The following is a 12,366-nucleotide window of genomic DNA, read 5'->3' on the forward strand; positions in this document are numbered from 1 at the left end:
CCGACGGTGTTGTTCTGCCGTGTCGTGACGCGTGGCCCCTGCTGTCGTGACGGGCCCGCGCCGAGAGGGGAGCCTATCCCCGTGTCGGAATCACCGCCACGAGGGCAGCCACATTTCGGCCTCCCACCGCGCGGTCGTGATCGAATCGCCATTCAATATCGGCCAAAGCCAGATGAAGTTGGCGACGACGAGACCGATGTAGAGCGAGACGACGAGCAGTCCAGTGCCTCTTCGTTCGGCGCCGTCGCGGGTAGTGCCGAGGATTTGGCCAAGCACAAGCGTCAGCCCGAGCACGAGGAACGGCGCAAGCGGTGTCGCGTAGAAGAAGTACATCTGCCGGTCGAGGTTGGCGAACCACGGCAGGAACCCGGCGCCGTAGCCGACCAGCACCATGCCGTAGCGCCAGTCCGAGCGGAACACCGTGCGCCACAGCCCCCACACCAGCACCGGCACCGCCAGCCACCACAGCGCTGGGGTGCCGATCAGCATCGTCGCGCGTACGCACTCCGCCTGCCCGCAGCCGACGGCCTCCTCACCGGAGCCGTAGTAGTAGTACAGCATCGGCCGCAGGCCCATCGGCCACGTCCACGGCTTCGACTCCCACGGGTGCGGGTCACCGTCCGGCGTTGCGAGGTTGGCGTGGAAGTCCAGCACGTTGCCGTGGTAGTGCGCGAGCGAGCCCAGCGCGCTCGGCAGCACGGCGGCGAGGCTGTCCGGCATGGCCCCGGCCAGCCCGCCTGGCAGGAATCCGAAGTAGCCGCCCTCCGGATTGGCGATCTCCAGGTAATGCCGGTCGGTGGCGGTCTCGCTGGCGAACCACGCCCACCAGGTGCCGAGGTACAGCAGGACGGCGAGCACCACGAGCGACAGCACCGCGGGCGCGGTGTCTCTGAAGAGCACCGCTCGCACGGGCCGGGCGATGCCCGCCGCGCGGCGGGCGCTCCAGTCAAGTACCAGCAGCATGAGCAGGAACGCCAGGATGTAGTACAGGCCGGACCACTTCACGCCGCAGGCGATGCCGAGCATCACCCCCGCGCCGAATCGCCACCAACGGAACCCGAGCTTCGGCCCGTACGGTGACGTCGACAGCCAGTTGTTGCGCACCGCCTCCGCGAGGCGTTCCCGCACCTGGTCCCGGTCGCGCACTAGGCAACCGAACGCGGCGAGCACGAATACCGTGAGGAAGATGTCCAGCATCCCCATGCGGGATTGCAGGTGCAGCACGCCGTCGGCGATCACCAGCACGCCCGCGACGGCGCCGAGCAGGGTGGAGCGGGTGAGCCTGCGAGCGATCCGGATCACCAGGAAGATGATCACGATGCCCGCGATGGCCGCGCTGAACCGCCAGCCCCAGCCGTTGTAGCCGAACAGCCACTCGCCGATGGCGATGAGTTGCTTGGCGACCGGCGGATGGACGATCAGTTCGTAGCCGTAGTTGTCCTCGTACCCGCCGTTGCGCAGCGCCTGCCATGCCTGCGGAACGTAGTGCTTCTCGTCGAAGACCGGTGTGCCTTTGTCGGTGGGGAACCCGAGATTCCATAGCCGGACGACCGCGCCGATGCCGGTGATGACGAGCGTGACGAGCCAAGCGCGCAGCCGGTCGTCGGGCATCGGTCTGCCGAGCAGGGTGAGCTCGGCGTCCGACGGCGGCGCGGGTGGGCGTGCTGGGAGCTTGCGCGTCACGGTCAGCGCGTTGTCGGGCAGCACCGTCGTCACGAGGGTCCATGCTAGGCCCGATGGTGTGAGGTCGACGTGCGGGTGTCGTATTGCGCTGAATGACGCTTTCGCTGCGTTGGGCGCGGTGAAAGCGTCGTTCGGTGCGCCCAGTGCGGGGAACGCGTCGTTCGTCGTGCGAAGCTGGCTCCGTGGACACGCCGACAGACGACCGGGGCGGGCTGGTGCTGGCCGCGACACCGCTTGGCGACTCCCACGACGCGTCGCCGAGGCTGGTCAATGCCCTTGGCAGCGCCGACATCATCGCGGCGGAGGACACCCGCAGGACGCGGGCGCTGGCCATCGCGCTCGGCGTGACGATGACCGGGCGGCTGGTCAGCTTCTACGATGCTGTGGAGACGTCGCGGATTCCCGCGTTGCTTGAGGCGATCCGTGGGGGCAAGACGGTGTTGCTGGTCACCGACGCCGGGATGCCCAGCGTGTCTGATCCAGGATTCTCGCTGGTCAGCGCCTGCGCGGACGCCGAACTGCCGGTCACCTGTCTGCCGGGGCCATCCGCGGTGACGACGGCGCTGGCGCTGTCCGGGCTCGCCTCCGACCGGTTCTGCTTCGACGGCTTCGTGCCCCGCAAACCGGGCGAGCGGGAGAAGTTCCTCGCCGCGCTGGCCGAGGAGCCCCGGACTACGGTGTTCTTCGAGTCACCGCACCGCATCGCCACCACGCTGGCCGACGCCGCGCGGGTGCTCGGCGGTGAGCGGCGCGCCGCCGTCTGCCGGGAGCTGACCAAGCCGTACGAGGAGGTCCTGCGCGGCACCCTCGCCGAGCTGGCCGACCGCGCCGCCGAGGGGCTGCGCGGCGAGATCACGGTCGTTGTCGCGGGCGCCGTCGCTCGGCAGCCGGACGTCGCGGACCTTGTCGCCGCCGTCCGGGAGCGGGTCGATGCCGGGGAGCGGTTGAAGACGGCCGCCGGTGACGTCGCCGCCGCGCACGGCGTGTCCAAGAAGGAGCTGTACGACGCGGTGCTCGCCGCGCGGAAGTAGGGGCTACGGCTGGCGCCGCGCGTCCAGCTCGCAGGACTGCTCCGGCGTCGGGTGGTGCGGTTCCTCCTGCTTCGTCGGCAGGGTCTCCCGCGCGGGCACCCATACCAACGCCGCGATCAGCGCCAGCGCGCCGGTGATACCGAACGCCCAGCCGAATGAGACGTCCTCGGCCAGCGCGCCCGCCAGCAGCGGGCCCATGATCGCGCCGACGTCCGCGGCCATCTGGAACGTCGCCAGCACCGGACCGCCGCGTCCGCGCGAGCCGACGACGTCCGCCACCGTCGCCTGCATCGGCGGCGTGAGCAGCCCGGCCCCGAGCCCGGTGACCACGGTGGCCACCATGAACTCGAGTAGTGACGACGTGAGGCCTAGCCAGACCGTGCCCGCGGCGGTGACCGTCAGCCCGGTCAGCACGAACGGTTTGCGGCCGATGGTGTCGGCGAGCTTGCCGGACAGCAGCAGCATCCCGACGTTGGCTGCCGCGAACACGCCGAACGCGATGCCGACCAGGCCCTCTCGTTGGTGGAGCACCTGCACCAGGAACAGCGGCACCAGCGCCACCCTGACTCCGAAGACCATCCAGCCGAACGAGAAGTTGGCCAGCAGCGCCGACCGGTAGGCGTGGTCGCGCAGCGCGGCGGGCAGGGTCAGCGCGGGGGCGTCGTCGCTGTCCGCCGCGCTGATCAACGTCGAGTTGCGCAGCATAAGCCACACGAACAGCGTGGTGATCAGCAGCGCCAGCGCGTAGACGAGGAAGGGCGCGCGGATGTTGATCTCGATCAGGCCGCCGCCCGCCAGCGGCCCGATGACGTTGCCGACGAGAAAGCCGGTACCGAACAAGCCAGCTGCCCTGCCGCGCAGCGGCGGCGGGGTGAGATGGATCAGCAGCGCGATCGCGGAGACGGTGAACATCGTCGAGCCGATGCCGCCCGCCGAGCGGAACACCAGCAGCTGGACGTAGCCGTTGGCGAACGCGGTCGCCCCCGTGGACAGGGCTACGATCAGTAGTCCGGTGAGGTAGACCTTGCGCTCGCCGAGCCGGGAGACGAGACCGCCCGCGACTGGCGCGAACAGCAGCCGCGCCGCGGCGAACGCGCTGATCACCAGTGAGGCCGCGGTGACGCCGACGTTGAAGCTGTCAGCGAAGATCGGGATCGCTGGCGCCACCAGCCCGAAGCCCGCCGCGATCAGGACGTTTGCGGCGACGAGCACCCACACCTCACGTGGCAGGGTGTCCGCGACCGTGTCGGCGGCGCTGCCGCCGTCAGCGGTCTGATCGGTTCTCGTCGTCATCGCCTGTCCCCTCGCTGGTTCAGTCGTCCGAACAGTAGGCAACGTGACGTTCTGATCACAAATTCCATTCACGTCGGCTCGGCGGCGAAATGCCGCAGCAGCGCTTCAAGCGGCGCCGCTTTGTGCAGGCATTCCTGCCACTCCGCTGCTGGATCGGACAGCGCGGTGATCCCGCCGCCGACACCCAGCGCGACCGCGCCGTCGGCGACTTCGAGCGTGCGGATGGCGACGTTCAGCTCCATCCCCGCCGCGGGGGAGACAAGTCCGGCCGCGCCGCAGTACACGCCGCGTGCCTCGGGCTCAAGCTCGGCGATCAGATCCAGCGCCCGCAGCTTCGGCGCGCCGGTGACCGAACCGGGCGGGAACGTGGCGTGCAGCAGGTCGGCGTCCGTCATGTCCGGTGCGAGTTCCGACGCCACGGTTGACTCCAGATGCCACACGCCGGGCGCTTCGGTCACGCTGAGCAGTTCCGGAACGGTGACGCTGCCGACCGCGCTGACCCGGCCGAGGTCGTTGCGCACCAGGTCGGTGATCATCACGTTCTCCGCGACGTCCTTGGTGGAGCGCCGCAGCCGTTCGGCGTTGGCCGCATCCGCGTCGCCGCGGCGGGGGAGCGTGCCCTTGATCGGCGTCGACCGCACTCGACGTCCAGTGCGGGCGAGGAACAGCTCCGGCGACAGCGACACGACCGCGCCCCAGCTGCCCGCCAGGTATGCCGCGCGCCGGGGTCGCAGCCGTCGTACACCCGCGGTGAACAGCTCGCACGCCGAGCCGTCGAACTCGCCGTGGAAACGAGCGCAGATGTTGGCCTGGAACAGCTCGCCGTCCGCGATGGCGTCCATGCAGGCCGCGACCGCCTTGGTGTGCTCGCTACCGTCCGGCCTGCGCAGGCGCGTCGCGGTCCAGCCGTGCTCCGTGAGGACGTCGGGAGCGTCATCCGAAGACAGGACGTCGAGCAGCGCGTCGAACTCCGCGGCGAGGGCATCCAGCTCGGGGCCGAGCGTCTCCAGCCACCACTGCCCGGTCGTGTCGAGCCGCAGCACGTGGTCGGCCCAGCCCCACGCGGCTGGTGGCAGCGCGCCGGATCGGCCGGAGGGGTCGGTCAGGTCGTAACCGAGGTAGCCGAACCAGCCCCCGCCAATGGCGCCATCAGCGGGGGAATTCACCGCGCGCTGCCGAGCCGGAGTAGCGAAGGCCTCAGCCACCTCGGTGACTGGGCGCAGCTCGACGGTGGGAGCGATGACGGCGCGTGAGCCGAACCAGTCGCCGATAAGCGCGGCGGGGGCGGGTAGCCCAAGCCGCCGGGCACGGGCGTCGAGCAGGGACAACACCTGCTCGGGCCGTGCGCCGGTCCGCAACGCCATCCGCTCCAACCGCATGCCGCCATCCTCCCCCGTCCCGTCCGTCTTAGCTCGAACGGGGCAGGGCTGGCCCGTGTCGGCCGCGCACGGGAAGTCCGTAGGCTACGCAGGCATGAGCACTCCCGTTCTCACCGCGGTGGCCTGGCCCTACGCCAACGGCCCCCGCCACATCGGCCACGTGTCCGGGTTCGGCATCCCCTCCGACGTCTTCGCGCGCTACCAGCGCATGGCGGGGAACAAGGTGCTCATGGTCAGCGGAACCGACGAGCACGGCACCCCGATCCAGGTGCAGGCCGACAAGGAGGGCATGACCGCCCGCGAGCTCGCCGACAAGTACAACCGGCAGATCGTAGGCGACCTGCACGGCCTCGGGCTCTCCTACGACCTGTTCACTCGCACCACCACCGGCAACCACTACCGCGTGGTGCAGGAGCTGTTCACGGCGCTGTGGCGCAACGGCTACGTCGTCGCCAAGACCCAGCTCGGCGCGATCAGCCCATCGACAGGCCGTACCCTGCCCGATCGCTACATCGAGGGCACTTGCCCGATCTGCGGCTACGACGGGGCGCGCGGCGACCAGTGTGACAACTGCGGCAACCAGCTCGATCCGGCTGACCTGCGTAACCCGGTCTCGCGTATCAACGGCGAGAAGCCGGAGTTCGTCGAGACCGAGCACCTGTTCCTCGACCTGCCCGCGTTCACCGAGTCGCTGGGCGAGTGGCTGTCCACCCGCACCCACTGGCGGCCGAATGTGCTGAAGTTCAGTCAGAACCTGCTGGACGACCTGCGCCCCCGCGCCATCACCCGCGACCTCGACTGGGGCGTTCCCGTGCCGCTCGACGGATGGCGGGAGGCGCCGATGAAGCGCTTCTACGTGTGGTTCGACGCGGTGATCGGCTACCTGTCGGCCAGCGTGGAGTGGGCTCGCCGCAGCGGCGATGACGACGCCTGGCGCGAGTTCTGGACGTCGCCCGACGCCAAGGGCTACTACTTCATGGGTAAGGACAACATCGTCTTCCACTCGCTGATCTGGCCTTCGCTGCTGCTCGGTCAGAACGGCGCGGGCGACAAGGGGGGCACACCGGGCGCGTTCGGCACGCTCAACCTGCCCACCGAGGTCGTCTCCAGCGAGTTCCTGACCATGAGCGGGTCGAAGTTCTCCACCTCGCGCGGCACTGTGATCTACGTGCACGACTTCCTTGAGGAGTTCGGAGCGGACGCGCTGCGCTACTTCATCTCGGTGGCGGGTCCCGAGAACCAGGACGTCGACTTCACCTGGGATGAGTTCGTCCGCCGTACCAACTACGAGTTGGCGAACGAGTGGGGCAACCTCGTCAACCGGTCTATCTCGATGGCACACAAGAATGTGGGCGCGGTGCCGAGGCCGGAGGCCCCGCAGCAGGCCGACGTCGATCTCAAGGCGCTGTCGGCGCGGGCGTTCGACACCGTGGGCGAGCACCTGCGACGGTCGCGGTTCCGGCAGGCGGCCAACGAGGCGATGCGCGTGGTCACCGCGGCCAACCGGTACCTGTCCGAGCAGCAGCCCTGGCAGCTCAAGGACGATCCCGCCCGCCGCGACACCGTGCTCCACACCGCGCTGCAGGTCGTCTCGGACGCCAACGCGCTGCTGACGCCGTTCCTGCCGCACGCCGCGCAGCAGGTGCACGAGGCGCTGGGTGGCACCGGCGTGTGGTCGGCGCAGCCGGATGTGTCCGAGGTGGACGACCTGGAGGAGCCAGGCAGGTCGTATCCGATCCTCACCGGTGAGTACGCCGCCGAGCAGGCGCGCTGGGAGCCGGTGCCGATCGAGGTGGGCCGCCCGCTGGCCAAGCCGCGTCCGATCTTCGGCAAGCTCGACCCGTCGCTAGCCGAGACCGGGCCGTCCTGGGCTCCGATCAGGACCGCCGATGAGTGACAAGCGTCGTGAGCGGCCGCCCGTACCGGAACGGCTGCCCATGCCGATCGTCGACGCCCACACGCACCTGGACGCCTGTGGTGCGGAGACCGCCGACGACGTCGTGGTGATGCTGGACCGTGCCGAGGCGGCCGGGGTGACGCGCGTTGTCACGGTCGCGGATGACATCGCCGCCGCCCGCTGGGCAGCTGACGCGGCGACGTGGGACGAGCGCCTGTATGCCGCCGTAGCGATCCATCCCACCCGCACCGAGGACTTCGACGACACCGTCCGTGCCGAGGTCGAACGCCTCGTCACGGACGAGCGCGTGGTCGCGGTCGGGGAGACCGGGCTGGACTACTACTGGGACTTCTCGACGCCGGAGTCGCAGCAGGCGGCGTTCCGTTGGCACATCGACCTCGCCAAGCGCGTTGGCAAGCCGTTGATGATCCACGACCGCGACGCGCATGAGGACGTACTACGGATCCTCGACGAAGAGGGCGCGCCGGATCGGGTGATCTTCCACTGCTTCTCCGGGGACGCCGACGTGGCGCGGCGCTGCGTCGAAGCGGGATACGTGCTGTCCTTCGCCGGGCCGGTCACGTTCCGCAACGCGCGCCCGCTGCGGGAGGCCGCCACACTGGTGCCGCGGGATCAACTGCTCGTGGAGACCGACGCGCCGTTTCTGACGCCCCACCCATACCGGGGACGGCCGAACGAGCCGTACTGTGCCGCCTACACCCTGCGTGACCTCGCGGAGTTGCGCGGAGACGATGTTTCCTCGCTGGCAGCGGCCGTCAACGCCACGGCGGAGCGGATCTTCTCGTTGCGCAGCGTGACGCCGAGTACTACGCGTTGCGACAAGTGACGCGAGACTGGGCCACTCGAGGGAGTGACCAAGTTCACGACATCGCTCAGGGTGTTTGCGCAACCACGTAGTCTCCGTTATGGTCTCGTGACCGTAGTGAGTGGGCTCAGTGACTGGGAGTCCGCTTACGGAAACCCTCAGTCGCGTCGGTGCACGTCGGGGATTGGGGCACAGTCGTGAGCTGGTGCCTTGGCGACGCCGACTGCGGGAGTCCGTACGCATGCGCCCGCATGCGTTGAGGAAGACCGCTGTGCGAAAGGGATCGGCTTCGTGACTGTTGACCAGTGGCGTGCCCCGCTGCGCCCGGAGCGCTCTTCGGTGGCTCAGCTGGACCGGCCGACTACCGACTTTCACTGGCCCGAATACGACGCGGACATCGGTGAGTTCTCTCCCTCACCCGCCGTCACGCCGCAGGACGTGCACGCTGTGCTCGGCCCGCAGGCGGAGGCGATGCTGCGGGACCTCGACGTCGACGTCGATGAGCTGATCCGGCTTGTCAACGCCGAGACGACGGTGCTGCCCGTCATCCCGGACTACATCCCGGACGACATCGTCGAGGCATACGCACCCGCGAGGGAGCCGGAGCCCGAGGAATCTGGGCTCGCAACCGCGATCAGGACCTGGAAGCAGCGCTTCCTGAAGGGCGCTGTCGTCGCGGTGCTGGTCTCGCTGACCGGTGGTGGCGCCGCCGCGCTCGCGATGAACAAGAGCGTCACGCTCAACGTCGATGGCAAGACGCAGACGGTCAACACGTTCGGGTCGACCGTTGGCGATGTCCTTGACGACGCGGGCATCACGATCGGCAAGCATGACGCGCTGTCGCCGTCCCCGAACGCCGCCGTCGGCCATGGCGGCGTCGTCCAGTTGGAGCGTGGGCGGCAGCTCACCCTCATCGTCGACGGCAAGCAGCGCGAGACCTGGGTGCGCGCGACCACCGTTGAAGAGGCGATGAAGCAGCTCGACATGGGCAAGATGCTGTCCAACGGTGCCGTGCTGTCCGCCCCGCGCGATGGCTCGGTGCCGCTCGACGGCATGACCCTCGAGGTCAAGACCCAGAAGGACATCACGCTGTTCGACGGCGGCAACAAGCCGCGCACGGTCACCACCAACGCGGTGACCGTCAAGGAGTTCCTAGCGACCCAGGAGATCAAGCTCGGCGAGCGTGACTCGGTCGAGAAGGGGCTCAAGCGTAAACTCGTGGACGGCGCCGAGCTGCGTATCGTGCGCACCGGCGTCTCGACGATCAACATCAAGGAACCCATCGAGCCCCCGGTCAAGACGATCGAGGACCCCGAGATGCCCGCTGGCACCGAGAAGGTCAAGCAGCAGGGTAAGGCGGGCGAGAAACTCGTCACCTACCGCGTGACCCGGCGCAACAACGTCGAGGTCAGCCGCGAAGAGCTCGAGGTTAAGGTGCTGAGCAAGGCGGTGCCGAGGATCGTGATCGTCGGCACCAAGCAGCTGGTGATCAGCGACGCCGCCGTGTGGGACCGCCTCGCGTTCTGTGAGTCGAGCGGCAACTGGTCGATCAACACCGGCAACGGCTACTACGGCGGCCTGCAATTCAACAAGCAGACCTGGGACGCCTACGGCGGCGGCCAGTACGCGGCGTACCCGCACCAGGCCTCACGTGAGCAGCAGATCGCGATCGCCACCAAGCTCCGCGACGCCAGGAACGGCTACAGCGCGTGGCCCCACTGCGCGCAGAAACTCGGCCTGCCGACGTAACGGGGTCCGGGCCTCTCGCCCTGCCGCGAGGCTTGTCACCGTGCTTCGGCCCTGCCGCGTCCGCGGCTCCCGCGACGACATAGTCTTTTCAGGTGATCCAATCGGACGTCGCCCTGCTGGGGCCTGCGGAGGTGCGCGCGCTGGCCGAGCAGTTCGCGGTGCGCCCGACGAAGAAGCTCGGCCAGAACTTCGTGCACGACCCGAACACGGTGCGCCGCATCGTGCGGCTCGCCGGTGTCAGCGCTGACGACGTCGTCCTGGAGGTGGGCCCGGGGCTCGGGTCGCTGACGCTGGGGCTGCTCGCCACCGGCGCGCGGGTGGTGGCCGTCGAGGTCGATCCGGTGTTGGCCGACCGGCTGCCCGCGACAGTGGCATCCAAGACAAGCGAGCCGGGCAAGGCAGGCAAGCCGGGCGAGGCAAGCGAGGCGGGCGCCGTCAGCGCCGCCACCTCACGCCTAACGGTCCTGACTGCCGACGCCCTCCGCCTCCGCGCGGAGGACTTAGCCACCGCCGCCGTGTCCGACACTCCGGACGCTGTGTCCTGCACTCCCGACGTTGTGTCCGACACTCCGGACGTTGTGTCCGACGTTCCGGATGCTGTGTCCTGCACTCCCGACACACCAAGCGTCGCCCAACCCAATCTCCTCGTGGCGAATCTCCCCTACAACGTCGCGGTGCCGGTCGTGTTGCACCTGCTCGGCGAGCTACCGTCGCTGCGGCGTGCGTTGGTGATGGTCCAGACCGAGGTGGCGGACCGGATGGCTGCTGGTCCCGGCAGTCGGGTCTACGGCGTGCCGAGCGTGAAGCTGGCCTGGTACGGCACGGCACACAAGGTCGCTCCTGTCCCGCGCGCCGTGTTCTGGCCAGTCCCGAACGTCGACTCCGCACTGGTGTCGTTCGAACGCCACCCCGACGGTCCCGCGGCGGCGTCGACAGTAGACCGCGACCAGGTGTTCGCCGTCGCGGACGCCGCGTTCGCCCAACGTCGCAAGACGCTCCGCGCCGCGCTGGCGTCGTGGGCCGGCTCTGCGCAGCGTGCGGAGAGGATCCTTCGTGCCGCCGACGTCGAGCCGACGACTCGGGGCGAACAACTCACCGTCGCCGACTTCGCCCGGATCGCGCACGCCGCGCTGTGATTTGGAACATCTAGCGCCCGCCTGGTGTTGCCAAGAGTGGTGGCTTTCCGCTGTAATGTTGAGGCATCCATCCCGAGCGGCCGAGAGACCTGGCTTGTTGACGCCGCAGCAACCACCCACCGATGGGCAGGTGCTACCGCCAGGACCGATGGAGGGATTCTCTGTGTATCGGTCACGAATGCTGACGAAGCGTCGCGTAGTCGACCAGTGCCGCCGCACGGTGTGCGCGTGTCGCCGCTGCTGACAGCCAGCCCGTCCTGACCGAAGGCCCTGCCGCACGCCTCGCTGTTCGCTGCGCGAGGGCCGCACCACACTGGAGTTCTTCGTGATCACTGTCGAAAATCTGACCACGTCCACGACCGAGTCCACCACGCTGCGCGATGTCTCCTTTGAGATCGAAGCCGGTGCCGTGTTCGGCCTGCTCGGCCGCGCGAGATCGGGGACGTCGACCCTCGCGCGGCTGCTAGGCCTGCATGAGCGGCCCGACGCCGGCACCATTCGTGTCGACGACGTCGACACCACCCGGTTGGACACCGGGTCGCTGCGTGACCTGCGCCAACGGTTCAGCCTGCTGGAGGCCTACCCGTCACTGCGCGGTGAGCGTACTGTCGCGGGTAACGTCGCCACCCCGCTTGAGCGGCTGGGGGTCGACGGCCCGAGCAGGCGCGAGCGAGTGCTGCGGCTGCTGGACCTTGTCGGTCTGGCGCGGGCTGGCGCGCAGCATCCCGGTGAGCTCGATGAAGGCCAGCGCAGGCGCGTCGCGATCGCCCGTGCGCTGGCCACCGACCCCGCGGTGCTCGTCCTGGACGAGCCCACGGCCGGGCTCGAGGCCGGGCAGGCGGGCGCCGTCCTGGCGACGCTGGACCGCGCGCGGGCGGAACTTGGCGTGACCATCGTGCTCGCGACCGCCGACGCGGACGTCGTCCGCAAGGTGTGTGATGCGGTCGCCCTGTTCGCCGACGGTAGGCTGCTGGAGACCGGCACGGTGTTCGACCTCATCACCAACCAGGACAGCCACCTGGCGCGCCGCGTGCTGCCGCGTACCGACGACTCCGACGCCGATGGCTATGACGTCGTCGCTGATGTGACGCTCATCGGCCACGCCACGGTCGGCACGACCCTGCCGTCGGCGGCTGACCGACTGGGTGTAGACATCGCCACTTTGGACGGCGGCACCACTCGTATCGGTGACGTCCCGGTCGCCCGATACCGGATTGGGCTGCGCGGCGAGAAGGCCGCGATCGCGCTCGGCTGGATCGGCGAGCACGGCGGCCTCGTCACGCCGGTGCGTCGTCCGACACGCGTGGCAACGTTCGGCGGTCGTGTCACCCGCGAGCCCGCGCTGGCCAGCGTCGCCGCGTAGCCACACTGC

Annotated in this window: 9 protein-coding genes and 1 riboswitch; of the genes, 6 read left to right on the plus strand and 3 right to left on the minus strand. The window is 69.2% G+C overall.

What is annotated here, in order from left to right; translation table 11 throughout:
- Window positions 1–90: 90 nt before the first annotated feature.
- Entirely contained in the window at window positions 91–1,611 is a 1,521-nt protein-coding gene (locus ACFQGD_RS09265) for a dolichyl-phosphate-mannose--protein mannosyltransferase (RefSeq protein ID WP_390183631.1), read from the minus strand.
- Between the two features lie 254 nt (window positions 1,612–1,865).
- Between ACFQGD_RS09265 and rsmI the strand changes: the two genes are divergently transcribed.
- Window positions 1,866–2,714: a 16S rRNA (cytidine(1402)-2'-O)-methyltransferase gene (gene rsmI, locus ACFQGD_RS09270; protein ID WP_345403311.1), complete on the plus strand. Its 849-nt coding sequence runs from the start codon at window positions 1,866–1,868 to the stop codon at window positions 2,712–2,714.
- 3 nt (window positions 2,715–2,717) lie between these two features.
- On the opposite strand, the gene ACFQGD_RS09275 is transcribed toward rsmI, so the two are convergent.
- Window positions 2,718–4,007: an MFS transporter gene (locus tag ACFQGD_RS09275; protein WP_345403314.1), complete on the minus strand. Its 1,290-nt coding sequence runs from the start codon at window positions 4,005–4,007 to the stop codon at window positions 2,718–2,720.
- Window positions 4,008–4,075: 68 nt separating this feature from the next.
- Window positions 4,076–5,386: an aminodeoxychorismate synthase component I gene (locus ACFQGD_RS09280; RefSeq protein ID WP_345403317.1), complete on the minus strand. Its 1,311-nt coding sequence runs from the start codon at window positions 5,384–5,386 to the stop codon at window positions 4,076–4,078.
- A 94-nt stretch (window positions 5,387–5,480) separates the two neighbouring features.
- Between ACFQGD_RS09280 and metG the strand changes: the two genes are divergently transcribed.
- From metG to ACFQGD_RS09305, 5 genes are all read left to right on the plus strand, one after another.
- Window positions 5,481–7,283 (plus strand): methionine--tRNA ligase, encoded by a 1,803-nt coding sequence (metG, locus tag ACFQGD_RS09285; protein ID WP_345403320.1) that lies wholly within the window; start codon window positions 5,481–5,483, stop codon window positions 7,281–7,283.
- Complete coding sequence (locus tag ACFQGD_RS09290; protein ID WP_345403323.1) at window positions 7,276–8,130, plus strand: TatD family hydrolase; 855 nt, start codon at window positions 7,276–7,278, stop codon at window positions 8,128–8,130. Before metG ends, ACFQGD_RS09290 begins: the two co-directional genes overlap by 8 nt.
- 318 nt (window positions 8,131–8,448) lie before the next feature.
- Complete coding sequence (locus ACFQGD_RS09295; RefSeq protein WP_390183632.1) at window positions 8,449–9,858, plus strand: ubiquitin-like domain-containing protein; 1,410 nt, start codon at window positions 8,449–8,451, stop codon at window positions 9,856–9,858.
- Between the two features lie 95 nt (window positions 9,859–9,953).
- Complete coding sequence (locus ACFQGD_RS09300; RefSeq protein WP_390183633.1) at window positions 9,954–10,994, plus strand: ribosomal RNA small subunit methyltransferase A; 1,041 nt, start codon at window positions 9,954–9,956, stop codon at window positions 10,992–10,994.
- Window positions 10,995–11,058: 64 nt separating this feature from the next.
- Window positions 11,059–11,149, plus strand: a riboswitch (SAM riboswitch).
- A 170-nt stretch (window positions 11,150–11,319) separates the two neighbouring features.
- A complete protein-coding gene (locus ACFQGD_RS09305) occupies window positions 11,320–12,357 on the plus strand; it encodes a methionine ABC transporter ATP-binding protein (protein ID WP_345403329.1) in 1,038 nt (345 codons plus the stop codon).
- The last annotated feature ends 9 nt before the right edge of the window (window positions 12,358–12,366 follow it).

This window comes from Haloechinothrix salitolerans (assembly GCF_042662605.1).
In the GTDB taxonomy this organism is placed as follows: domain Bacteria; phylum Actinomycetota; class Actinomycetes; order Mycobacteriales; family Pseudonocardiaceae; genus Haloechinothrix_A; species Haloechinothrix_A salitolerans.